24 protein-coding genes are annotated in these 25,295 nt (G+C 41.1%); 12 read left to right on the top strand and 12 right to left on the bottom strand.

The features are described from left to right. Nucleotides 1-21 precede the first annotated feature (21 nt). The 4 genes from ACXAFE_RS04940 to ilvY form a co-directional block, all read right to left on the bottom strand. The gene (locus tag ACXAFE_RS04940; protein ID WP_054978376.1) at nt 22-708 is read right to left on the bottom strand and encodes a response regulator; all 687 of its coding nucleotides are present in this window, start codon (nt 706-708) and stop codon (nt 22-24) included. A gap of 9 nt (nt 709-717) precedes the next feature. Then, a complete protein-coding gene (locus ACXAFE_RS04935; RefSeq protein ID WP_475149433.1) occupies nt 718-1,104 on the bottom strand; it encodes a DUF3019 domain-containing protein in 387 nt (128 codons plus the stop codon). Next, complete coding sequence (locus tag ACXAFE_RS04930; RefSeq protein WP_475149431.1) at nt 1,094-1,876, bottom strand: MipA/OmpV family protein; 783 nt, start codon at nt 1,874-1,876, stop codon at nt 1,094-1,096. The genes ACXAFE_RS04935 and ACXAFE_RS04930 overlap by 11 nt, the downstream gene beginning before the upstream one ends. Nucleotides 1,877-2,072: 196 nt before the next feature. Continuing rightward, complete coding sequence (ilvY, locus tag ACXAFE_RS04925; protein ID WP_054978373.1) at nt 2,073-2,963, bottom strand: HTH-type transcriptional activator IlvY; 891 nt, start codon at nt 2,961-2,963, stop codon at nt 2,073-2,075. A gap of 127 nt (nt 2,964-3,090) precedes the next feature. On the opposite strand from ilvY, the gene ilvC reads away from it, so the two are divergent. The 4 genes from ilvC to ACXAFE_RS04905 all read left to right on the top strand — a co-directional run bounded on the left by ilvC (nt 3,091) and on the right by ACXAFE_RS04905 (nt 7,712). Next, nucleotides 3,091-4,566, top strand: a complete 1,476-nt coding sequence (gene ilvC, locus ACXAFE_RS04920) for a ketol-acid reductoisomerase (protein ID WP_475149427.1) — start codon at nt 3,091-3,093, stop codon at nt 4,564-4,566. Between the two features lie 92 nt (nt 4,567-4,658). Continuing rightward, on the top strand, nt 4,659-5,561 hold the full coding sequence (locus tag ACXAFE_RS04915) for a Dyp-type peroxidase (RefSeq protein ID WP_475149424.1): 903 nt from the start codon (nt 4,659-4,661) through the stop codon (nt 5,559-5,561). Nucleotides 5,562-5,640: 79 nt separating this feature from the next. Beyond that, complete coding sequence (locus tag ACXAFE_RS04910; RefSeq protein WP_475149422.1) at nt 5,641-6,804, top strand: tetratricopeptide repeat protein; 1,164 nt, start codon at nt 5,641-5,643, stop codon at nt 6,802-6,804. Further along, complete coding sequence (locus ACXAFE_RS04905) at nt 6,801-7,712, top strand: M28 family peptidase (protein ID WP_475149419.1); 912 nt, start codon at nt 6,801-6,803, stop codon at nt 7,710-7,712. Before ACXAFE_RS04910 ends, ACXAFE_RS04905 begins: the two co-directional genes overlap by 4 nt. Here ACXAFE_RS04905 and ACXAFE_RS04900 read toward each other — a convergent pair. After that, nucleotides 7,666-7,986, bottom strand: a complete 321-nt coding sequence (locus ACXAFE_RS04900; protein WP_475149415.1) for a GIY-YIG nuclease family protein — start codon at nt 7,984-7,986, stop codon at nt 7,666-7,668. The two genes, ACXAFE_RS04905 and ACXAFE_RS04900, sit on opposite strands and share 47 nt — an antisense overlap. A gap of 110 nt (nt 7,987-8,096) precedes the next feature. Here ACXAFE_RS04900 and ACXAFE_RS04895 point away from each other — a divergent pair, with 110 nt between their 5' ends. Next, on the top strand, nt 8,097-8,444 hold the full coding sequence (locus tag ACXAFE_RS04895) for an outer membrane protein assembly factor BamE (protein WP_010560512.1): 348 nt from the start codon (nt 8,097-8,099) through the stop codon (nt 8,442-8,444). Nucleotides 8,445-8,509: 65 nt separating this feature from the next. On the opposite strand, the gene ACXAFE_RS04890 is transcribed toward ACXAFE_RS04895, so the two are convergent. Further along, complete coding sequence (locus tag ACXAFE_RS04890; protein WP_475149409.1) at nt 8,510-8,839, bottom strand: RnfH family protein; 330 nt, start codon at nt 8,837-8,839, stop codon at nt 8,510-8,512. After that, nucleotides 8,840-9,271, bottom strand: a complete 432-nt coding sequence (locus ACXAFE_RS04885; RefSeq protein ID WP_395388415.1) for an SRPBCC family protein — start codon at nt 9,269-9,271, stop codon at nt 8,840-8,842. It lies immediately after the preceding gene. A gap of 118 nt (nt 9,272-9,389) precedes the next feature. Here ACXAFE_RS04885 and smpB point away from each other — a divergent pair, with 118 nt between their 5' ends. Both smpB and ACXAFE_RS04875 read left to right on the top strand, forming a co-directional pair. Next, nucleotides 9,390-9,872, top strand: coding sequence for an SsrA-binding protein SmpB (gene smpB, locus ACXAFE_RS04880; RefSeq protein ID WP_010560515.1), 483 nt, complete (start codon nt 9,390-9,392; stop codon nt 9,870-9,872). Between the two features lie 263 nt (nt 9,873-10,135). Beyond that, entirely contained in the window at nt 10,136-12,790 is a 2,655-nt protein-coding gene (locus ACXAFE_RS04875) for a TonB-dependent receptor (RefSeq protein ID WP_475149402.1), read from the top strand. Between the two features lie 101 nt (nt 12,791-12,891). Here ACXAFE_RS04875 and ACXAFE_RS04870 read toward each other — a convergent pair whose 3' ends face one another. Next, a complete protein-coding gene (locus tag ACXAFE_RS04870; protein WP_054978365.1) occupies nt 12,892-13,425 on the bottom strand; it encodes a thioesterase family protein in 534 nt (177 codons plus the stop codon). Between the two features lie 86 nt (nt 13,426-13,511). On the opposite strand from ACXAFE_RS04870, the gene ACXAFE_RS04865 reads away from it, so the two are divergent. Then, nucleotides 13,512-13,997, top strand: a complete 486-nt coding sequence (locus ACXAFE_RS04865) for a hypothetical protein (RefSeq protein WP_475149397.1) — start codon at nt 13,512-13,514, stop codon at nt 13,995-13,997. 42 nt (nt 13,998-14,039) lie between these two features. On the opposite strand, the gene tyrR is transcribed toward ACXAFE_RS04865, so the two are convergent. The 4 genes from tyrR to bcsE form a co-directional block, all read right to left on the bottom strand. Beyond that, nucleotides 14,040-15,587, bottom strand: coding sequence for a transcriptional regulator TyrR (tyrR, locus tag ACXAFE_RS04860; protein ID WP_054978363.1), 1,548 nt, complete (start codon nt 15,585-15,587; stop codon nt 14,040-14,042). A 172-nt stretch (nt 15,588-15,759) separates the two neighbouring features. Continuing rightward, nucleotides 15,760-17,370 (bottom strand): cellulose biosynthesis protein BcsG, encoded by a 1,611-nt coding sequence (bcsG, locus tag ACXAFE_RS04855; protein WP_475149395.1) that lies wholly within the window; start codon nt 17,368-17,370, stop codon nt 15,760-15,762. A gap of 3 nt (nt 17,371-17,373) precedes the next feature. Then, complete coding sequence (locus ACXAFE_RS04850) at nt 17,374-17,538, bottom strand: hypothetical protein (protein ID WP_158523435.1); 165 nt, start codon at nt 17,536-17,538, stop codon at nt 17,374-17,376. Further along, nucleotides 17,538-19,130, bottom strand: a complete 1,593-nt coding sequence (bcsE, locus tag ACXAFE_RS04845) for a cellulose biosynthesis protein BcsE (protein ID WP_475149392.1) — start codon at nt 19,128-19,130, stop codon at nt 17,538-17,540. The genes ACXAFE_RS04850 and bcsE overlap by 1 nt, the downstream gene beginning before the upstream one ends. Before the next feature lie 321 nt (nt 19,131-19,451). Here bcsE and ACXAFE_RS04840 point away from each other — a divergent pair, with 321 nt between their 5' ends. From ACXAFE_RS04840 to bcsB, 4 genes are read left to right on the top strand one after another with little or no spacing between them, the layout of a single operon-like run. Further along, complete coding sequence (locus tag ACXAFE_RS04840; protein WP_158683308.1) at nt 19,452-19,628, top strand: hypothetical protein; 177 nt, start codon at nt 19,452-19,454, stop codon at nt 19,626-19,628. 31 nt (nt 19,629-19,659) lie between these two features. Further along, nucleotides 19,660-20,364 carry a cellulose biosynthesis protein BcsQ gene (gene bcsQ, locus ACXAFE_RS04835; RefSeq protein WP_475149388.1) on the top strand — a complete coding sequence of 235 codons (705 nt, stop codon included), beginning with the start codon at nt 19,660-19,662 and terminating at the stop codon, nt 20,362-20,364. A 5-nt stretch (nt 20,365-20,369) separates the two neighbouring features. After that, nucleotides 20,370-22,997, top strand: a complete 2,628-nt coding sequence (gene bcsA, locus ACXAFE_RS04830) for a UDP-forming cellulose synthase catalytic subunit (protein WP_475149384.1) — start codon at nt 20,370-20,372, stop codon at nt 22,995-22,997. After that, on the top strand, nt 22,981-25,293 hold the full coding sequence (gene bcsB / locus ACXAFE_RS04825) for a cellulose biosynthesis cyclic di-GMP-binding regulatory protein BcsB (RefSeq protein ID WP_475149380.1): 2,313 nt from the start codon (nt 22,981-22,983) through the stop codon (nt 25,291-25,293). The genes bcsA and bcsB overlap by 17 nt, the downstream gene beginning before the upstream one ends. Nucleotides 25,294-25,295 lie beyond the last annotated feature (2 nt).

Genomic DNA, 25,295 nt, shown 5'->3' with positions numbered 1-25,295 from the left:
TAAATTCCTTGCAGCTTGAGGTTATCCCCAAGCATCTGATACGAACAAGTAGCCTTGTCCCCAAACGGTTTTAATGCGATAGGGTTTGTCACTATTATCGCCAAGTTTTTTACGTAGTCGAGACACACGTACATCTACGGTTCTGTCTAGACCATCGTATTCACGGCCGATCATTTTCTCGTGCACAAAGTCACGGCTAAGTACTTCGCCTGCGCTGTTTGACAGTAACCACAATAATTCAAATTCGTGCGAGGTTAAGCTCACTTCTTCACCAAGCAACTTAACAATACGGCTGTTTTTATCAATAGTAAGCGTACCAAAACGCAGTTCTTCACTGCTTTTTTCTACTGCTCCACGACGCAGAAGCGCAGAGATACGTGCTAATAAAACTCTTGGTTCAGCTGGTTTAATAACATAGTCGTCGGCGCCCAGCTCAAGACCAATCACCTGATCAAAATCTTCGCCTTTTGCGGTCAACATTAAAATGGGCAACTGGTAGCGATCGCGTACTTCACGACACACGCTAAAACCGTCTTTACCTGGCAGCATTACATCCAAAATCATTAAATCAGGCATATTAGCTTCAAGTGCCGCCATCACTTCAGAACCATCACTTAACACATCAACCGTCATACCGTTGTGTTCTAAATAATCTTTGGTCAGTTGTTGTAAGGCAAGATCGTCTTCCACTAATAAAATATGCGCCATCTTTATCTCCTAGAAAAAGCTCCAAGGGGTGCGTAATCGCCTACGCTGCGACTTGGTATTGCTGCTTTGCACTTTGATTTTCGCACTGGCAATTTGTTTGCCAGTTTTCCGATTGACCAAGGAGTATACTGTGCCAAACTGAACGTCAGCTTTATAACTAAAACGCCCTTCAGTGGCATTTTGCCAACATTTTAAGGGTGTTTGATCGCGTAAAATGCAAACATCCTCTGCCTTTGCAATTTGCCATTCAAAGTTAACATCAACCTGACACACATCATCACTGTTTTGCACCATACACACCGCTGGAGCTAACTGAAAATGCGCTTTTTGCTGTGCAGCAACGCCCGCACTGTAAAATGCGCACAATATTAAAAACAGACAGTATCTAAAAAACATGGGTCACCCCAGTAAATACCGTCACGCTTTGATTACTCGAAAATAAAGGACTATCACTAAGCGAACCATAATAGTGGTATTTTACTTTTGCTAACAAACCAAAATGTTGATTAATTTGCCTATGCCAACTTAGTTCTACGTGAGGCAACCAGGCAGCATTTTGCAAAAACGTAATGCCAACCTGATCGTCGGCTTGAATACCGTAATAATAATCTGCGAGTTTGTGAGATAAATAATCAAGCCCCAAACGCACACTCAATAATCCAGATTGTGTTTGCCAGCCTTTGCTTAAGCTTAATGCAACGCGCTGACCTTTGTGCACATTAGAAATATCGTTAAATGCACTGGCTGAAAAGCGCCAAGTATCGGCAATATACTGATAATTCACACCACCATCTAATGCCCACTTAGGGCTATTTATTTCTGAAATAGAGATCCGTTCAGAATTTGCAGGCTCCGTGAATGCGTTTCGAGCAATAAATACATTGGCAGGGTGCCATGTCACAAAAAAGCGATTTTCTGGATTGAACTCGGAGATAACATTAAATACATGTCGGTTGTGTTCAGATAAGGTAAAACCGAGTTGACCGTTATCAAAGTAAACACGTTCACCATAGTATGCAATATCGGGGATCACGATTAACGGAAAGTTATCACCGCCATTGAGTGGATTTGTAATTGTGCCAAAACCTAATGCCACGCCAAGTCGTAATTGACTTAGTTCAATTGCATTTTCGCTTTGCTGAGCACAACTTCCCCAACTAAAAAACAATATAATTATGCAAACTATATGCTTCAATATTTAAAATTCTCCGAGAAATTACGCGCACTTTACCAATCCGAACAAATCCTGCAACAAAAATTACAATTACTTACATGCTTCGGCTAAAAACACACAAATATTCACCCATTTTCATTAGAGATAAAAGCGTTTTGTTTAAAAATAAATCACTAGTCTTTATTTAGTGTTACTTAAGCAGCTGCCAAATTGCATTCATAATAGGTTGCTGCAAGTGCGCCTTTTTAGTCACCAAGCCAACATCAAATGCAGGTACCGGATCGGGCATCGACAAAATCTGAACTTTATCTTTTATTGGACTATTATCGACAACAACTTTCGGAATAAGTGCCACACCAAAACCTAAACTCACCATAGAAACGGCCGCTTCATTACCTGCTACTTTGGAGTAAATTAAGGGGTTAATGCCATTTTTCTGCCACCAATCAGCTAAACGCTTACGACTTAGCCCTTGGTCTGGCACGATAAACGGTAATTTTTGCCAAGGTATATCAACCCGGTCGCTTAGCGCATCATTGATTATGGTGCCTAAAGGTCCATCATCATTCGGTGCAATAAACACCAAGGGAGAGGAGCCGAGTGAGAAAAACGCAAGGCTATCGTGCAGCTTATCAGGTCTTGCCGCAATAGCCATATCCTCAAAGCCTTTCATGACTCGTTCAATTGCCAGTGCCGGATCACCGGTATTCAATTTTACTTCGATATGTGGATGCGCCAATCTCACTTTTTTAAGTAAATCATACAAAAAGCTATAGGTTGCGGTAACAGAGCTAAATAACTTCACTTCCCCCGATAGCGCCTCCCCTGCTTCATTGAGCGATGCGCGAAACATCTGCCATTCACCAATAGTGGCTCTGGCATAACGCACAAATGCTTCACCTTGCTTAGTTAACGACACACTGCGCTTATTGCGATTAAAAAGAATAGCCCCAACTTCGTCTTCTAGCTGCTTTATATTGCGGCTCAGCGTTGGCGCGCTCACATTCGCCAGTTCACTCGCTTTTGCAAAGTGCAATTGCTCTGCCAGCACCAAAAATAATTGCAGACGTTTGATATCCATTGCAAACCCAACATTTCACTTTTTGCAATACAATAATTCAAATATATCATTTTACGCAATTAAAAATTTCTTTTATGGTTAAATCAATGCTGCAAAAGGCAGCGATTTTTTTATTTAGGAATGAGACATGGCAACGAATTATTTTAACAGTTTACCGTTACGCGAGCAGCTTGCGCAGCTTGCTCAATGTGAGTTTATGAACCCATCTGAATTTGCCGATGGTGTAGATGCGTTAGTCGGTAAAAAATTAGTTGTAGTTGGCTGTGGCGCACAAGGACTTAACCAAGGCTTAAACTTACGTGACTCCGGTCTTGATGTATCTTACGCATTACGCGAATCAGCGATTGCTGAAAAACGCCAATCTTACCTTAACGCTACCGATAACGGTTTTGTGGTAGGCACATACGAAGAACTTATCCCAGATGCTGACTTAGTACTTAACTTAACGCCTGACAAACAACATACCAGCGTAGTAGAAACGGTAATGCCACTAATGAAGCATGGTGCAACACTTGCCTACTCTCATGGCTTTAATATTGTAGAAGAAGGCATGCAAGTACGTGATGACATTACCGTAATTATGGTTGCACCTAAGTGTCCAGGTACTGAAGTACGCGAAGAATATAAGCGTGGTTTTGGTGTACCAACGCTTATCGCAGTGCACCCTGAAAATGATCCAGAAGGTAAAGGTTTAGCACAAGCTAAAGCTTATGCTGCGGGTACCGGTGGTCATCGTGCAGGCGTATTACTTTCGTCATTTGTCGCAGAAGTAAAATCAGACCTTATGGGCGAGCAAACTATTTTATGTGGCATGCTGCAAACAGGTTCACTACTGTGTTTCGATAAAATGGTTGAGCAAGGTATTGATGCGGCATATGCTTCTAAGTTACTGCAATATGGCTGGGAAGTGATCACTGAAGCACTCAAGTACGGTGGTGTAACTAACATGTTAGATCGCCTATCAAACCCTGCAAAAATCAAAGCGTTTGACTTATCTGAAGAGCTAAAAGTAATTATGCGTCCGCTTTATAACAAGCATATGGACGACATTATGAGTGGTGAATTTTCATCAGGCATGATGGCTGACTGGGCTGAAGACGACGCTAAATTACTAGGCTGGCGCAAAGAAACTGGCGAAACAGCCTTTGAAAAGCAAGCAAATACCAGTGAAGAAATCACTGAGCAAGAGTTCTTTGATAAAGGCATTCTAATGGTTGCTATGGTGAAAGCAGGTGTTGAACTTGCATTTGAAACCATGACAGCTGCAGGCATTAAAGACGAATCAGCATACTATGAGTCACTGCATGAAACGCCGTTAATTGCCAATACAATTGCACGTAAGAAGCTCTATGAAATGAATGCAACCATTTCAGACACAGCAGAATACGGTTGTTACTTATATAACCATGCTTGCTTGCCGCTATTGAAAGACTTTATGACCACAGTTAACACAGACGTAATCGGTAAAGGGCTATCTCCAACCGATAACCGCGTAGAGAACGCACGTCTAATTGAAGTAAACAAAGCGCTTCGCACACACCCAGTAGAGGTGATTGGCGAAACACTGCGTGGTTATATGTCAGCAATGAAACCAATTATTTAAGGTAAACCCTGAGTAAACTGCCCGCTTAAGCGGGCTTTTTTTTGCCTTATTTCTGGGTTAATGTAGCGCAAACAAATAAAGGGGCCAATCAAATGGAACAGGCACAATCTGGTATCTTCGATGACAATAATAGGCATAGCTACTTTTTAGAATATGTCATTACCAACCGAGATGCAGACACCATTAACGCACTAAAAAATGCCTTAAAAAATATTAGCGACAACCTCAACTGTAGTTCAGTTATCGCTTTTGGCAGACGCCTTTGGCAACATTTAGACAACCAAGCTGAAACGCTTGACTTTACTGATTTTGCAACGCTTTCAGGGCCATTTGGTCACACTGCGCCCGCCACCCAACACGATTTATTAATTTGGTTGCACGGTGATGATTTAGATGGTGTGTTTGACGCGATGCAATTATGCCAATCACAGTTAAACGGCGTCGCTATCTTAGCGCTTGAGTGCCCAGGATTTCGATACAAAGATAATCGTGATCTCACCGGTTTTGTCGATGGCAGTGCAAACCCGAAAGATTTAGCAGCAAAAGCAGACGCAGCACTGCTGCCAGCGTCACATTCTCATCAGCAAGGCAGCTTTGTTTTAACGCAAAAATGGGTGCATGACCTGAGTGAATTTGAAAAACTGCCCGTTACCGTCCAAGAGAAAATAGTGGGTCGCACAAAACCAGATTCCATCGAACTTGAAGGCGATGATATGCCAAAGAATTCGCATGTATCGCGTACCGACGTGAAAGTAGATAATGTGGCCATGAAACTCTATCGTCGCAGTGTGCCATTTGGAAATGCACACGAAAAAGGCCTCTACTTTTTAGGCTTTGCCTGTGAACAACAACGCTTTCAAATTCAACTCGAACGCATGTTTGGCCTAACCCAAGATGGTATTTATGACAAACTGATCGATTACTCAAAAGCAGTTAACAGCGCATATTGGTTTGCCCCGTCACAAACACAATTAACACAGATTGTGACGACATAAGCTGTAACAATTTAAACAAGCAAATTGCGCATATTTTATCTATCTTTAACAGTAAGTATGGTGTTCAAAGAGGTTCAATATGCGCATCTTGATTTGCTTAATTTCAGTATTAGTTTTGGCGGCATGTAACAGCACACCAAAAGCCATTTCACCGCCAAATCAACTTATCAACGACACGCAATTTAAGCGTATTCCTGTTGAAACAAAAAAAGACGTCTTCAATTTATCTGACAATACCAAAGCCCTTATCGAACAAGCCGTGTCACGGGATATTGATAAACGTGTTGTGACCCGCTCACTGGTTGAATACATTTTCAGCCCACAAAACCAAAGCCTGGACTACCTATCAGGTGCAACCCTTAGCGCAGAAGATACATTCAACAACAATAATGCTAACTGCCTCTCGCTGTCGATTATGGCGTACAGCATGTCTAAACACCTTGGCTTAGCGTCGCGCTTTCAGCAAGTGTATATTCCTGAATACTGGGCGAGTGAAAATGGCTACAGCTTGCTCACTGGGCACGTTAATTTACGTGTTTTGCGTCCAAGTGCCAGTGATGTTGCGCTTACCTCAACCATTTACGATACCACAGGTGACCTCATCATTGATTTCAACCCGAGTAGTTTGCGTCACAAATTTCGTTCTAAAATTATTAGCGAAGACGTAATCTTAGCGATGTTTTACAACAATAAAGGGGCTGCCGCGATGATTAATGGCGAACACCACCTCGCCTATTCGTATTTTAGTGCAGCAATCGAAAGTGCTCCCAACTACGGCTCTACCTACGGCAATTTAGGCGTGCTTTATCGCATTAATAATCAATTTGATAAGGCAGAACTCGCCTACAACCACGCGCTTTCTCTCGATAATGATAACAATACTGCCAAGGGTAATTTAGCTCGCTTATATGAACTAACTGGACGTAGCCTTGAGGCGCAAAATATTCGGATTGCGCTTGAGCGAAAACGCAGTAAAAACCCCTATTATGCGATTGCTAAAGGTAACGAAGCGCTCTACCAAAATGACTACCGAACTGCCATCAGCTTTTTTAAAAGAGCAATTAAACTCGACCGCGAAATTCACGAAAGTCACTTTGGCTTAGCTAAGGCGTACTTTATGATTGGCGATATCGACAAAGCGCTCAGCGAGTTACAACAAGCCGAAAAACATGCTTATTTTGACAGCGAAAAACGCCGTTATCGAGGCAAAATAATGTCGTTAAGTGCGCAGCTATTGAGATGATACACGCACTTTTCTTCGCTTTATCACTGAGTGTAACAACGCAAGATACACTTAAGGCCCACAGTCATTTACAAATACTCAGCCATGACCAACTTGCTGGGCGAAAAACAGGCACACTGCACGCCAGCATTGCAGCCGACTATATTGCAAAACAATTTCAAAATGCGGGACTCTCCCCCGTATTTACCAATTACAAAGTGCCATTTCGCTACAGCAGTGGCTTTTTTGATGAAAAAGAAGCGCACAATGTGCTTGCAGCGAGCGAGCAAATTGCCAACAGACCAACAGTAGTAATCTCCGCGCACTTTGATCATTTAGGTACTAAAGGAAGGCACATTTATAATGGCGCCGATGACAATGCCAGTGGTGTTGCTGCATTAATTACCTTGGCGTCACTCATCGCCAAACAACCCAATCGGAAACTTAACTACCTTTTTCTCGCAACTGATGCAGAAGAGTCTGGCTTATTTGGCGCCCGAGAATTTATCAAGGCTTCACCTGTTCCGCTGTCAAATGTACTAATCAATATTAATTTAGATATGCTTGGAGTGAGCAAGCGTAACAAACTACTTGGCCTTTATAATGCGCCGTCTAAGGCATTTATTGAATCACTTCGCACAAACATTTGGCATAAAGACAGCGAGGTAAAATTCACAAGAGGTAATGGCTTTTATAATCGAACAATTAAAAATCAACGCAGGCGCATACTTGATGCGGGCGATCACCGCGAATTTCATCGCAAGCGCATCGCTATTTTGTATTTTGGCGTAGGCGAGCACAGCAATTATCATAGCCAACACGACACCTATGAAAATCTTGATCACGCTTTTTTTGATGGCAGCTTACACAATATTGCTAAGGTTATTTCTCAATTGGATGCAAACTATCAGTTGCTAAGCAGGCATTAACCCAGCTAATTTTTTGCTTTTTTGATAATTTTTTAACTTGATATTCTAACTTACTGGCCTCACTTTTGCTGCCCACTTGCCGCTCAAGCATTAATTTTAACGGCCCCTTACCAATTAACGCTTTCGCCCCTTTACCTGAACTATGCTGACAAAAACGTCGTGCAACATCCGTTGTAATACCGGTATACCAATGACCATAGCGCGTTTCAACGATGTAAATAAACCAAGTTGGCTGCAGATGACTTTGATTGGTGGGATTCTCTAACTGCGACATAAAACAAACACTTGGGAACTTCATTGTAAAATTTAGGTCAAATTTACACTTTTATAACCTGATAGCAAGAGGTATCATGGTGCGATTAGTAGTAAGGATTAAAGTATTCAATGAAATGGTTTAAGTATATTTCGCTGTGCGCAGTGATCGTTTTTACCTCAGGTTGCTCATCTTGGCTATATAGAATGCCAATTCCTCAAGGAAACTTTTTAGAGCAAAGCGATATTGATAAGCTACGTGTTGAAATGACACGTGAACAAGTACTCTACGTATTGGGTCAGCCAATCGCAAAAGATGCATTTGACGAGAGTAATTGGTATTACTTGTATCAATTTAACCCAGGCAGAGACAGCGAAGTGCGAAAAGAGCTTGTGGTTGAATTTGAAGGCGACAAACTAAAAGCGCTACGCGGTGATTATGAAACGCCAGAAACGTTCAATACACCGCTAGAACAATAAGTTAACACTTAATCTGAGTCCAGATTAACGTAAAAAAGTCATGCAACTGCATGACTTTTTTGTTTTTATGATTGGCGGCGACCTGAACGCCCGCCCGTAATCTTATTTGCCCTACCCTCATCTTTCGCTTTTTCTGCACGGCGTCTGCGCGCTTCTTTCGGATCGGCAATTAATGGGCGATAAATTTCGATTCGGTCACCGTCTTTTACGATTTGATGCAACTTACAGGTACGATTCCAAATACCAACCGCAAGCTTTGTTAAATCAATCTCAGGGCATTTCTCTAAAATACCGCATTGTACAATAACTTGTTCAACGCTTAAGTCGTCCTCAGTATTAAAGGTTACCGTTGTTGCACTGTCAGGCAATGCGTAAACTATTTCTATCGACTTCATTTATTTGTAAACCTGTTTCGCGCGCTGAGTAAAAGCCTTTACCATATTGTTTGCCACTTCATTAAATACTTTGCCAAATGCAAGTTCGACTAGCTTGTTGGTAAATTCGAAATTGAGTTCTAAGCTCACTTTACAAGCATGATCATCAAGTGCTGTGAACTTCCAACCACCCGCCAAGGTTTTAAACGGGCCATCAATCAGGCGCATATCAATCGCTTGGCCCGCTTTTAATGTATTTTCCGTTGAAAACCATTTACGCATGCCAGCTTTCGAGATTTCTACTGATGCAGACATACACAGCTCATTTTGGCTATGTACTTTTGCACCAGAGCAATTTGGCAAAAATTCAGGATATTTAGAAACATCATTAACTAAATCATACATTTGCTGCGCACTAAACATCACGAGCGCAGATCGACTAATTTGCGGCATATTCTCTCCAGATTTAACATGGCGAATTCTACCAAGGTTTGACGCAGAAACAAAAAATAACCCGTGTAATGGCAAAAAATAGTGTAAAACCATAGCGGATAAGTATAATGGCGGCATTATGGCAAAACACAAAAAACCAAAAGCACAAAGCAATACCATCGCGCTAAACAAAAAAGCGCGCCACGAGTATTTGCTGCAAGATAAATTTGAAGCTGGTATGGAATTACAAGGCTGGGAAGTGAAAAGTATTCGCGCCGGCAAAGTAAATATTACCGAAACCTTTATTCAAGTTAAAAACGGCGAAGCTTACTTACATGCAAGTCAAATTACGCCTTTAATTCAAGCGTCTACACACGTTGTGTGCGATCCAATGCGGCCGCGAAAACTGCTACTCAATAAACGTGAAATCGATCGTTTAGTAGGTGCAGTAGAACGCGACGGTTTTTCTTTAATCGCCACAGCAATGTATTGGAAAAAATGCTGGGTTAAACTTGAATTCTGCCTTGCTAAAGGTAAGAAGCTGCACGATAAACGTGCCGACAGTAAAGATAAAGACTGGGCTCGAGAAAAAGAACGTATGATGAAACATTCAGCACGTTAAACGCCCAGTAAATTATTAAAAACCACGCCTCTGCGTGGTTTTTTTATGCCAATCTAAACCAAAGTATAGTGCCTCACACCCTAAACACCTCTAGATAAAACCCCTCGTCGAACTAAATCTTTTTACAAACAAAGTTACACTTTAGTTTTAGGGACAAAGGTTACCTTGTTGTTAATTAATAATTAACATGTTATTAATTTAAAAGGTTAATTCACGCTATGGGTTAACCATTTAATTTATAATAATCTAACAAGGAATGGTCCATGAAAAGCGCTACAAAGTTTAAGCTTAACTCCTTAACCTCCGTTATTTCTGCATCACTACTGTTTTCAGCTTACACGGTTAACGCTGAACAAGAAAAGCAAGTTGAACGCATAGAGATCACCGGCTCTCATATTAAACGCACCGATCTAGAAGGCCCTTCACCTGTAACAAGTTTATCAGCTGATGATATTGCCAAAACAGGTGTTACCGACTTAATTGGTTTATTCGCAAAACTGCCAATTTCTGGACAAGGTACATTTTCAACGCAAGCCAACAGCAGTGACGATACCGCAAATGGCGGCTCGAGTGTGTCATTGCGGGGGTTAGGCGCAGACTCTACGTTAATTTTAGTGAATGGCCGCCGCGTGTCGGTAAGCCCGTTTGCAAAAGGTATTGATACCGCATTTGTTGATATTAACAATATTCCAATCGCCGCAATTAAACGTGTAGATATCCTAAAAGATGGTGCATCTGCTACTTATGGTTCTGATGCGATTGCTGGTGTAATTAACGTTATTTTACGTGATGACATCGACGGTGTAGAAATTAGCGCAAAATATGGCGATACCGCAGATGGCGGTGGTGAAGAAACAAACGTATCAGTGGTTTTTGGTAACACCACAGATAACAGCTCTCACACCTTTATTCTTGATTATTTTAACCGCGAAGAAGTACTTTACGCAGACCGTAATTATAGCGCAACAGCCAATCAACGAGCTCGTACAGGTGATGTTTACGCTACTGATTTTCGCTCTTCGTCAGGTATTCCTGGCACCATAGCGCTAAAGTCTGATCCTACTAATCGCATGCCAGACACCTTTGGCAATGATGTGTGTGCGCCTGAGGATATTATTGGTAATTTATGCGGCTATGACTATGCACCTTATATGACCATGTTCCCGCAAAATGAGCGCTTTAGCTTTAACTATTCAGGTCGTTACGATGTGAATGATACTTTCCGTGTATTCACAGAGCTTAACGGTCAAAACTCAAAAACCATGATCCGCGGTGCTGGTAGCCCGAGTTTTAATGAACTGTTTATGGATGGTGACAACATCAACCATCCATTTGCCAATATGCCTGATCATGAGTTCCATGGCCAAGATTTAACGATGCGTCGCCGCATGGTTGATATTGGCAACCGCGAAAAACGCGTTGATGCAGATTATTACCGTGCAATCTTAGGGTTTGAAGGTGAGTGGGGCGATTGGGGCTATGAAGTTGCCTATTCTTATATTAAAAGTCAATCGGTCGAACGCGGTGTAGACGGTTTCCCTAATAAAGTGCGCTTACAAGAAGCGATTGACTCTGGCGCATACGACCCATTTGAACCATCATCAAATGGCCAACAGGTGCTAGATTATATTGAAACCACTACCACACGCATCGGTAAATCAACCAATAAGACATTCGACTTCAAAGTAAATGGCCCATTAGCAGAATTACCTGCAGGTGAACTGATGTTGGCTGTGGGTGCTGAATATCGTGAAGAATCGATTAGCGATAACCCAGACGACCAATATTTACGTGGTCAAATTTTTGGTACTGAAGCGACACAAGCAAACGGCACGCGTGACAATAGCTCGTTGTTTGCAGAAGTTGCCGTGCCGGTTATTGATGACTTAGAGGTGCAACTGGCGGTCCGTTACGAAGACTACAGTGACTTTGGTGATACTACTAATCCAAAGTTGTCATTCTCTTGGCGCGCGATAGATAACCTACTTGTACGCGGGTCTTGGGGTACGGCATTTAGAGCACCATCACTACACCAACTTGGCCTTGGCCGCACTGATGAATCACCTACCTTGGTTGATAAATATCGCTGTGACTTAGTTGGTCTTGGCTGCGATCCATTCGAATATACCGCAGTTTTTGAAGGTAACCCTGATTTAGGCCCTGAAGAATCTGAAAGTTACAACCTTGGTGTTGTGTACAATATTACCGATGATTTAAGCGTATCAGTTGATTACTATAGCTATGATATTGAAGATATTATCGATTCTGATACTCAGTTCATATTTACTACACAAGGCGGAAACTCAGACATTGTTGAACGTATACCAACCGGCATTGCTAACGACCCAGGTGAAGTTGTTACGATTTACGATACTTTCCAAAATATTGGTGACTTAACCACGTCAGGCCTTGATGTAGATGTGAAATACAATTTACCGACAGAAATTGGCGACTTTAAGTTCTCTTACGTGATGAATTATATGTTGGAGTATGAAGATAAGCGCCCTGATGGAAATGGTGGTCAGCGTATCGATACGGAAGCCGGTGATTTTGAACAGCCTGAGCTACGCTTCACTTTGAGTGCTGATTATGCGATAAATGATTTTACAACATCACTTGCGCTTAACTTTGTTGATTCATTTAAGCAAGATGATTCAGTTCGCGTGCAAACAGCACGAGATGCGCAAGGTAACAAAATTGAAAATCAAACGGTTACGTTATCTGATGTCGATGAATTTATCACGGTTGATGCAACCTTTAACTACCATGGTATTGAAAATACAACGCTTACATTAGGTATTACTAACCTGTTTAATGAAGAGCCACCATTTACTTATGATGAGTTTATGGGTTTTGCGACCAATGTGCACAGTGGCCAAGGCCGCTTTATGTACTTACAAGCAAATTACAAGTTCTAAACGCTAAAGCAAAAAAGCCCCGCAAGGGGCTTTTTATTGTTTGGGTTAGTTAAATTTTACATTAAATTAGAATGCAATCATCATCAAACTTGTGTTTGATACTAAACATGGTCACGTTGTTTTTTACACTCAAGCATTTCTTTCCAGTGCACAATTTCTTCATGTAGCTTTGGCGCTTCGCCATCAAAACCTGCTGCATCAAGCATTTCTTCTACGCTTACAATACCACCTTTTTTCTTAAACACACCTCGGACATAAGCAACGGCATGTAAGCCACGCTCCGATTTAAACGTTTGCTTAATATAAAAATACTTATGATCCCAGCCAACTAATTGTGTTGCCACAGTGAAAGTTTGCAGAGGTTTAATATCTTTAATGTAGGTAATTGCTGTGGCATTAACAATTGGAAACCAACGGCGCTTCATTACCACTGAAAATAACCCCAAACGCTCAGTCATCCAAGTACGCGCCAAATCCATAAAGGCAAGATAACGCGAATTAGTGAGATGAAGGTTAATATCGCAGTCGCTTGGTAGTGCTCGAAAATCAATTTCAACTTCATCTAACAAAGGTTGATAAAGTTTATTACGCTTTATCCGATAAAAGAGTAACAGTAATCTAAAATATAAATTCATTTGTCTTGAGTGGTCTTACCAGAAAAGTTTATTTTCTCAGGTTTAATAATAAACTCAAGTACAAAAAACAATACTTTAAGGGTTTTATGAAGTCGTATATCTCACTTTTTATACTTATGTGCGTTAGCTTTCAGCTTAAGGCAAGTTTTGAGTTACCTGGTAGCGGCACAGTTATTTACCCATCTGGTTTAAAGCAAGAATTTAGTTTTGGCTTTAAATGGGACAAACAAAATAAATTATTTACCATAGGTAACCAAGAATACCCAATGGATCAAATGCCGGACTCTTATTCGATTGCACTTACGCTGGCAGGAGACGATCAGGCGGTTTTTGTGCAGGAGTTTGCCAATGGTTATATTTCAGAGTTTGAATGGCGATTAGGGCCGCATGTTATTAAGCTTGAAAAAAAGCGTTTAGAGTACCCTGTGCGTGGCGACTATATTCTGTGGATTGATCAATACAACTATTATCTAAAAAATGGCAATCCCAGCGTCAAAATCGTATTTAATAAAGACGGTATTAATTACATTATTCCAAGTGGTATTACCAAAGACAACGGAAGACGACGTTAGGGCTAGTCACTTAAAGTAAACTAGCCCACCTACTTTAAACCATTACACCTTAATGGTTTTACGATTAATGCCATACTCGCGTAGTTTGTTTGCAATTGCGGTGTGGCTTAAGCCTAAACGCTTCGCAAGTTGACGCGAGCTTGGGTAAGCTGGATACAACTTTCTTAACAGCGTCGATTCAAAGCGCTTCACCGCTTGGTCTAGCGTACCTTCAAAATCAGACTCAAGATAACCCAAGTCATTGGTAAAACTAGGTAGCTGTAAATGCTCGATACTTAAATTCTCATCATCAAGTAGTGAAATAGCTCGATACAGAGAGTTCTCTAATTGACGCACGTTACCCGGCCACGGATATTGCTGTAAAAACGCGGTAATGGTGTCATCTAATACCGGCGACTTGCGCCCTAATTGATGCGAATAACGGCTAATAAAGTGCTCGGTTAACGGAACAATGTCGGCTTTACGATCTCTTAATGGCGCAAGTTCTAGGCTAAGTACATTAATGCGATAATAAAGGTCTTCCCTAAAGCGCCCCTCTTGTACCATGCCTGGAATATCTTTTTGTGTTGCCGCTAAAATCCGTACATTAACTTTAACTTCATTTTCACTGCCAACACGTCTGAAAGTGCCGTCTTGTAAAAACCGCAGTAGTTTAGTTTGCAGTTGCGCCGACATTTCCCCTACTTCATCAAGAAATACAGTTCCGCCGTCGGCTTGTTCTAATACACCGCGGCTTTCAGCATTGGGTAGTGCACAACCAAACAATTCAGGTTCAGCCACATCATCAGGCAAGGATGCACACGATAACGTAACAAACGGCTTATTTGCGCGATTTGACGCATAGTGACACGCTTTCGCTAACAGCTCTTTGCCTGTGCCCGTTTCACCTGTAATTAAAATTGGTGCCTCTAACTGCGCCATTTTGCGCGCTTCACGCACTACTTTGCGCATGGCGCTACTATGGGTATGAATGGTTGCAAAACTCTCGTTGCCTTGTCGTCTAAAGGCACTCACCTGCTCACCTAAACGGCTTTGCGATTTAATATTAACTACCGCACCGACAAAAATCGTTTCATTTTCAGCGTCAGGCACTGAAATTGGTAAGATATCGGCAATAAAATCTTCACCGTTCACTTCAACACGCGTCGTTTGTGCAAGCACTTCGGCGCTTTCTAACCAACGTGTAAAGTTAAACCCTTTAAGTTGGGTATTAATATGCTGGCCAATTACTTCTGTACTTGATGTATTTAAATCGCGGCAAGCCGAATCGTTACATTGGCGCACAATACCTTTTACATCAATAGAAATAACCCCATCGGGTAGTGCGCTTAGTAAAGTGGTAAGTTCATTATGCTCTCGCTCAGAAGGCAAAAATGCGGTCGTTCTTACATCTTCTACACCTTGAATTAAACGAATTTCAGGCATAATTTTCTGAAACTGTTCAAACTCAATTGGCGGAAAAGAGACATACATCCGACAGTTAACTGAATCAACTTCAATACCTTTTAAGTCAACTTGGTAACTTACTAAAATATTGAGTATTTCCTGCGCGATACCAATTCGGTCCGCACAATGGATCTCTAAGCGCATAATTTCCCCATTACCAGCTTAAGCACAATATTTTGATAATACTGAAAAAACCAAAGATTGGAAGAAATTTTGTAAACATAAATGAACAAAAAAGCTATAACCCATAACTATTCATTCAAATTAAAAAAGGGAGCAAACGCTCCCTATTTTGATTAACCCGATTTCAGGTTATTTAGTATCCTGGGTAAACCATCCATTCACCATCATCGAGTTGAATATATGGCTTACCATTAAACATCTGCATTCGTGTACCTGAGTTCTCACCCACCATAGGTGTTTTCGGTAAATCAGCTGCTAATATGCCAAGATCTAAGGTGCCGCTAAAAATGTTTTGTCGTGTTGCGCGAGCGATTAGCTCTGAAATAGCGAGATAACTAGACGGCTCAGAAATCACTTTTTGTGCACTATTTGCTTTGGCATTTGGCCCAATAAACTTCACGCCCACCGGAATGTCTAGAATTGCTGGACTAGGAATATCACGCATACCTGCAATTTGCATTTTATCGCCCGCCAGTGATGCACCGTGCTCTGGCACCATAACCACCATATAGTTACGACCACTTTGCTCTAAACGCGTAAAGAACTGGTTAAATTGCTTAAATAATATTTCTGTACGCGTGCCGTAGCTTTTTAAACTGCTGCCAAACTTACTGCGTCCTTCAATCACATTACCATCGTGCAAACTAATGGTGTTGTAGTAAAGTGCCGCACGTGGCTTATTTGAGGTTAGTCTTGATTTAAGCCACTTATTTAATACCTGACCATCATCGAAAATAGGTGTGCCATCAAATGAGCGCTGTGCAATTTTAACACCTTGTAACGACTGTAGTTTTGCATCAACACGCCCTTGGCTTTCGACCATACCAAGGAAATTATCAAAATTACCATTGTGGTTCATCGCAAAGTCGTTATCAAAACCCAGCGACTTTAAATTCTCAAATAAGTAACACTGCTTATTCGCATCTGAATATAAACCTTGGTGAGATGTCTGCCCGCAGCTTGCTTTTAATAAACGAATACCGGCAGGTCCACTATACGAGGTGGCCGAGCTGAAATTATCAAACAGTAAATCAAACTGATTAAACAAAGGGTGCTTACTAAGATTCACTCGTTCTAAATCATCCCAGCCAAGTGAACACACATTGAGTAGCACAATATCAAAGTCACCACCTTGGTTAGATGCTGGAAATTCGGTTTTTAAGCGTGCTTGTTGTTGATAAAACGCCGACATTGCTTGCTCTGGGTTTAAGGAGGTATTTTGAACATTTTGTTGCGTTGCTTGAGCACTATTTTGTACATAAGTCGGCGCGGGTTGCATACTCTCTTGGCTGGCAAAAAATTGTAATGCGCCAATATACAAAATACCCACAATACTCACCGTGGTAAAACGAACCCAATTTACCAAATAAATATAAACAATGACCAAGACCAGCGCCATGGCGACAAACTGCCACGATAAAAAGCGCGACAACAACTCGATAAGGTACGGCAAACTAAAATCACTAAGCAGATCACCACTTTCAAGTAAGCGACTAAGCGGTGGCAAGTAAGAGTCATAATGCAATAAAAATAATGCGACAAATGCCCCGATAATATGTTTAACCTTAATCAACAAGGTATGCTTGAACGGCAGTAAAAGAAACGCAATAAACGCAATATTTTCCAGTACATGCAAATCGATAACATCTGAGAAAAATAAGCCTAGCTTGACTAAGAAATACAAATTCCAAAGCCCTAGTGCGTCATAACGCAACGGATCTTTATCTGGGTGTGCAATGCTCATTGATTATTCTTTTTCCTGCGGCTTATATGGATGAATCGCTTTATGTTTAAACGTCCACGCTTTGTAGAGCTTAGTAACAAAGTGCTTAAGCTCTTTTGAAAACTGCGCTATTGCAATACCTATCACAATGCCAAAAATAAACGCCAAAATAATATAAGTTAAGTACATTAATTATTTTCCAGAAACTTAAGAGGATGCGCTTTACAAGGCTGACGACTTGGAAAGCGGTTTATATCGTTTACAACAGCCGTACGCCCTGATGTACTCATTGCAAGTGGCACTTGCTCTACCGTAGATTCAAGTAACTGCACGGAGAAATCTTCCAATTCTTTGTTGTCGTCGGCGTGTTTAAGTTCTCGGCAAACTTGTTCTATGTATAAGTCTTGCGAATAAATGCTGTGAGCGGCAAAGAACTCACTGATTGCTAATCTAAACAATCGCTCAATGGCGTTATCCACATCATTCTCTCGGCAAGCATGCAAATAAAGCAAAACTTGCGACTGATTGGCGGTAAAAATATCACCGTTACGTTTTACAGAAAAAAGACGTAATGCATCAATTGGCTCAACACCTTTAATCAAATCCAAAATCACCAAAACGCCACTAATCCCTGTCGATAAACTGGCTTCACGTTGCAGTTTCACGGCATCAACAAAGCTGCTTGGGGTTAAATAACCTTTTGCTTCCACCCCTTTAGCATGAGCCAGTACTGCTTTGTAATCTTTTGGCAGCGTACGCACAAACTTAACGCCTTGCAAAGCTTGCACCTGCGACATCAAACGTGAAATATCTGTGGTTGTATGCAAAATTAAGTTAACGCCTAAGGTTAAAAATACACACTCATCGTGGTGACGTAACACGCCATCTTTGTTTTTAATTACAATTTTTAGCCAAGGCCCACAAACATCTCGCAATTCATAGCAAAGTGCAGCAAGTTCGGCCTTTTTAATATCATGCGACGCACATAAAACAACTGTTGCAGCTTTATTTTCGCGAGCATGTTCGGCTAAGCTTTGGTTATCGTCGCATATTAAATAATGTGGCGGTAATTTTGTCTCGCTAGGCAGCAACTCTTTGCTGATAAAAACCTGCTCTAAATTTTGATAAACAGGTTCAGCATTCGCTTCATTTTGAACGTTTAGTTCCGCCGATACCGGTTGTTCAAAAAACAACTGATAACTTACCTGGCTTACCAGCCCTCTTTCACTGCGCCAAAAATCAAAGTACAAGTTATGGTTCATTAAATGGCTGTTAAGATGGGCAACACCGTCAATTAATTTGCTGTGAGCTAAAAAAGTGGGCGCTTTTTGTTGTGCCGTTTTCCCCGTAAACAAAAAAATCAGGCTTATATTGTAGCGCTCAGTTATTAACTGCGTTTTATGCAATAATTTTTTAACTAGTTTAGGTTCAAAATGGTTAGCTAAACCTTCTGAAAAATGAATAATTAAATGCGCACCACGAAAGCCAGAATAATAACTTAGCTCTTCAATTGTTTGTGAAATAAACTGAGTGCTGTTTTCGATAAAAAAAGAGGTGTCTAAGGCAAAAAGTTGCGCTTTTTTAAGTTGCGGCCATTTATCCGATTTAACAGAAAATCGCTCCGGGTCTTGCGATATTACAAAGCTCTTACCTTGTTCGTTTATTGAGCTCAAGGCAAGCTCAATACCTGCTTCTTCGCTGTTGGCAAAAAGCGCATAAGTTGCAGCTTTAAAAATAAGCCCATGATCGCTCTCAATACCCAAAAAGTTCAATTTATGCACATTTAACCCACTTTTGCTCTATATGCGCATTATTAATACATAACGCGTCGCTCTAAAAAAGTAATACTTTCTATTTAGATGAAAATATGATTTTATATACAATCATTTAGCCAAGTCCAGCGCCATTGTTGAGAAAAGTGCTAAATTTTAGTTTGCTCAAGCCGATAACAATTAGACCAAATTGTATCAAGCTCGCAAAATTAAAGGCCTACAAGGAAAAAACACATTATTTTGTCTCAAATGCTACGTAATAGAGTGTAATAGTTTAGCCCAATCTAACCGACTAATAATATAGAAGCTTTAACTTAAGAGGTTAATATTGTGACTAATAATCAAAACGCTGAAACAATAGAAAATGCGTATCATGCGCACGATATTTCTAAATTGGAAACAAAAAGCAAAATTGCTGTCGCCGATTACGTTGAGATTACAGAAAAGCAAAAAGAAATGAAAATCATTGCTAAGTATGATCTGTTTAGCGAAATCGAAGAAATTTAATAATTATACGTTTTAACAAAGCCCATTTTGTATGAATCGAGTATTTTTTAAAGGCATGAAAGGTGGTACAGGAAGCACATCTATTATTGCCAATATAGCAACGCTGTTATCTCAAAGCCATCACGACGTGTTGTGTATTGACCTTGATTCAAAAAATGAACTGTGTCTGCACCTTGGTCATGAATGGCAAAACCAATCAGGTTGGACAAATAAAATAGCGGATGCCGAATCGAGTTGGGCTGATATTGCGTTTATCAATGAAGATAACGTTAAATATGTGCCTTATGGCTCTGAACTTGCTAACAGTTTTTCTTATAATACACTGTTAAATCAATCAAAACGTTTGGATATCGACCACAACAGTTGGCTGCTGTTTGACGTACCAAGCCATATGTCACTCGATGACTTAGCGCTTGATGACAGAGATATCGTTATCAATGTAGTGACCTGCGATCCTGCGTGTTATAGCCAAATTAAAAAAAGCAGCGCACATAACCAAGCGTATTACTTAATTAATCGCTTTAATGCCAGTAACCCACTTGAACTCGATGTATACCAAATTTGGCGAGCAAATTTAAAGCATTTAGCGCCTTTTTTTATTCATTTTGATAGCGCCGTACCTGAGGCACTTGCAGCTAAAAATGTGCTTATTAACACTTCACCGCTCAGTGTAGTAAAAGAAGATTTCCACGCACTCGCAAGTTGGTTAAATAACAAACGCAAGAGTCTGTCGTAACACATATGAATACGTCTAGCCTCGTTAGCCCAAAGCATAACATTAGTAGAGTAAAATCACGCTATCGCTTCTTTTTTGAAGAAAATAGTTACAGTGTATTTATGTCACTGCTACTTACTGTGACTCACTTTGTTTTGCATGCTTTTATTAAATTAGAACGTATAGATTTTGATAATGCTTTTTATCGTTACTTTCCACAGCTAAAACCAAATCGCTTTCGCCTTGGCGACCCAATTCGCTTTGTTATTCAATTAACCTTTCTAACACTAGTAAAATTTAAGCGTGGCGAAAAACAAACCGTTGAGAAAGAATCAAAATATTCCATTTTTAAAATTTTGCCGCTGTTTATCGACTGGGCAATGCGGTTCGATAAATGGTTTACCCTGCGCGTACGGCAATCACTTAACAAAGAAATTAATGAAAATACCCAAACCGGATTTCAAAAATTAACCTCCGCCGATTTTTGGGAAAAACCTCATATCACTAAGATACTGCTTGCCGCGGTACTTTTTTTATTGGCGATATTTATTACGGTTCCTTTTTCCCTTGAAGCACAAGCGATTTTTATGAGTTTGATCTTATTTATCGCCTACTCGTTGCGAGGCATAAAAGGACCATTACCGACAATTGTAATGATAACGTTGTCAATCACGACCTCTACCCGTTATATTTGGTGGCGCGTGAATGAAACACTTAATTGGGGTGATCCTATCGCCTTGTTTTTAGGCTTTGGCTTACTTGCCGCAGAAGCGTATGCCTGGTTTATTCTAATTCTGGGCTTTTTCCAAACCATGCGCCCATTAAAACGCAAACCGGTTAAGCTTCCTAAAGACACCAGTAGTTGGCCTACTGTTGACGTTTACATTCCAACCTATAACGAGCCTTTAAGTGTTGTAAAACCAACCACTATCGCAGCTCTGGCGCTAGATTGGCCAGAAGACAAGTTAAATGTGTATATTCTTGATGATGGCAAACGCGACGAGTTTAAGGAATTCGCTGCTGAGATTGGTGTGGGCTATATCGTTCGTCCAAACAACTTTCACGCTAAAGCAGGTAATCTAAACCATGCAATGCGTTACACTGATGGTGAGTTAATTGCCATTTTCGACTGTGACCACGTACCTGTACGTTCGTTCTTACAGATGACCATAGGTCAATTTGTTGAAGACCCTAAAATGTGTCTGGTGCAAACACCACACCATTTTTTCTCTGCTGACCCGTTTGAAAAGAACCTCGGTAATTTTGCCCAAACGCCTAACGAAAACATGCTGTTTTACGGTCTAATTCAAGACGGAAACGACTTATGGGATGCTACGTTTTTCTGTGGTTCTTGTGCCGTAATTCGTCGCAGTGCAATTGAAGAAATTGGCGGCTTCGCATTTGAAACAGTAACAGAAGATGCTCACACGGCACTTAAAATGCAACGTAAAGGCTATCGCACCGCTTACATTAATATTCCACAAGCTGCCGGGCTTGCTACTGACAGTTTGTCGACCCACGTGGGCCAGCGTATTCGTTGGGCGCGGGGTATGGCGCAAATATTTAGGGTGGATAATCCTTTGCTTGGGCGCGGGCTCTCGTTAAGCCAACGTTTTTGTTATTTGAACGCGGCAATGCACTTTTTCTCTGGTATTCCGCGCATCGTGTTTTTAACGGCTCCCTTGGCACTCATTTATTTTGACGCCTATATTATTTACGCACCGTTTTTAGCAATTTTACTATACGTGGTGCCAACCCTAATGCAGGTTAAAATTACCAACTCCCGAATCCAAGGTAAATGGCGTTATTCATTTTGGGGGGAAGTATATGAAGCAGTGCTTGCTTGGTATATTTTAAAGCCTACAACCGTGGCACTTTTTGCGCCTAACAAAGGTAAGTTTAACGTAACCGAAAAAGGTGGTTTAACCGATAAAGACTTCTATGATTGGGAAATCTCAAAACCATACCTTTTTCTCGCAACCATTAACCTAATTGGCTTAGTTGTTGGTGTTTTTCGTATATTTTTTGGCGACCCCGTTCAAATCGGCGTATTGTTAATCAGTATGGCATGGGCACTATATAACTTTATGATTTTAGGTGCGGCGATTGCAGTTGCGGCAGAAGCAAAACAAGTAAGACGCTCACACCGTATTACGGCGAACTTCCCTGCTGCGCTACGCGACGCCAATGGCAGAACATACAAAGTACGGGTAACTGATTTTAGTGATGTTGGTGTAGGCGTACAGTTACCAGCTGATGATTTAATTAATGTGGAAACTGATGTTGACCTGATTATGTCACGTGGACGCCGACAGTTTTCATTTCCGTGTAAAGTGATTAACGCACGTAAAAATCGAGTTGGATTGATTTTAAGTAATCTGACATTAGAACAAGAGAAAAACTATATTGAATCAACCTTTAGTCGCGCTGATGCGTGGCTCGGTTGGCAAGAGAATTTTACGCATGATCTTCCCTCTGAAAGTTTTAAGCATGTAAAACAAACCAGTATCCGTGGTTTTAAAAGCTTAATTCTTCATGCACCAGCGAAAGCAAAGAAATACATAACAAAGATTGGTAATATTTTAATTTTGGTTGGCTCATTTATGCCGCAAAAGCCAAAACTGGGAAATTTAAATTATGAAAGTGCTAACTAAAGTAGCAGGAAGCATATTGGCGCTCAGTTCGCTGTGTAGTATCAATGGCTACGCAACAACAAGCGGCAACAATGCAACAGGCAACTTTGCCCGCAACGCAATCAAAATTGCTGAAAATAAAGAAATATACAAACAAGGTTACCCTGAGGCAGGTCCTCAAAGTACCTTGTCTTATACATTTGAGCAATTGAACCGACCTGATATGCGTTTGCGCGGAGTGCAAGCAAGTCGTACGGTTGATTTTACTAACCGTGTTGATCACATTATTACCGATTTGAGTCTCGATTTTGCATTTACCAGCTCACCTGCATTGATCAAAGAACTTTCCCATTTAAAGGTGTATTTAAATGAAGAAGTTATGGCGACAATTCCGGTCACCGACGCGAGCCCAGATAAAGTTAACGAAGGCATGCAGCGCCATAGCATTAAGCTTGAGCCTAAATTCGTTGAAGACTTCAACACCCTCAGATTTGAGTTAATTGGTCACTATACCCGTGAATGTGAAGACCCATTTCATTCCAGTATTTGGGCTGATATTAGTCGTACCAGTCGCATTACCTATACCGAGCAGCAATTACCATTTGAGAGCTTACTCGCTCAGTTCCCAGAACCGTTTTTTGATGAACGTGATTATGCTCAGTTAACACTGCCGTTTGTATTTAACGAAACGCCTGATAACACAACCTTGCACGCTGCAAGTATTTTAAGCTCATGGTTTGGCGCAAAGGCAAACTGGCGTGGTGCAAAATTCCCAGTTAACTACAATGCACTACCAAGTTCACACAGTGTTGTTTTTGCAACCAATGATAATCGCCCTGATTTCTTAGCGGATTACCCAGGCGTTGATGGCCCAGTTGTTGAAGTAATTGCAAACCCAGAGCATCGTTACCAAAAACTCTTGTTAATCTTAGGCCGTAATAGTGATGACTTAAAAGTTGCAGCGGAAGGCTTAGCACTAGGCTTGCCAATGATGACTGGCCGCAGTGCAAAGATTAACAAAGTTGAATACATTGAGCCACGTAAAGCTTACGACGCGCCGCGTTGGATCCGCTCAGATCGCCCGGTTCGTTTTGGCGAATTGGTCGAGTATAAAAATCAACTTCAAGCTGTTGGCTACAGTGCACCACCAGTAAAACTAGATGTACGTGTCGCGCCCGATTTATTCACTTGGTACACCGACGGTTTACCAATCGAATTAAAATACCGCTATACACCACCAACAGATAAAGGTGTTTCACGCCTTAATATGTCGATTAACCAAGAGTATGTGCAAGGTTACAAACTCGACCCGAATGAGTACTCAACGTTAGTCGATGAAGATATTCGTATTCCACTGCTATCGACCGATGATACCGATAAAGAACGTTACTTTACCGTACCCGGTTTTAAAGTGGATATTAAAAATGACGTAGCCTTTGAGTTCTTATTCTCAACTGAAAAAGAAGGTTTTTGTCAAACTACCGCACCTGAGGGCACCATAGGCGCAATTGACGAGAACTCTACAATTGATGTCTCTGATTATCACCATTATATTGCGATGCCTAATTTGCATGCTTACGCACAAGGTGGTTTTCCATTTACTAAGTTTGCAGATTTAAGCGAAACCTTAATTGTTTTACCACAATCACCTAACCGTGATGAAGTCGAAACCTTGCTTACTGCAACAGGTCACTTAGGGCAAACAACGGGTTACCCATCACTAAAAGCAACGATCCTCACCGATAACGGCGCAGACATTGATTTTGACGATAAAGATATCTTGCTCATTGGCTCGCAAACAGGTGCAGATAGTTTTGCTCAAAACGAGCATATGTCGGTGCTGATTAATCACTCTCTACGTGAAATAAAGCAAGCAATTTATGAAACGCAACCGTACAAGTACGCTAAGAGCAATGAAGATGCCTCAACGCACGTATCACTCGAGAGTTATGGTTCACTTGCAGCGATTGCAGGGTTCCAATCGCCGTTTAACGACGAGCGCAGTGTCGTATCAATTATGGCCGCAACCAGCAATGATTTGGGGCTTATCAACAAAACCCTAATTGATGGCGCTAAATTAATTGAAGTGCAAGGCACTGCAACAATTATCAACCCATATAAAGTGCATCAATCGCATTTAGGTGAGCGCTACTATATTGGCTCGTTACCGCTGCACACACTTATTTGGTTCCACTTATCAGATCATCCGCTGTTATTAGCATTTATGACCATTCTTACATTACTTATTTTATCTGTTATCTTATGGCGTGTTCTTAATACGTTGGCGCGCAAACGTGTTGGTGAGAAGGAAGACTAAAT

The organism is Pseudoalteromonas sp. ABV4_021 (genome assembly GCF_056159365.1).
The sequence above is the reverse complement of the archived record's forward strand: the minus strand, read 5'-3'. Positions and strand labels throughout refer to the sequence as shown.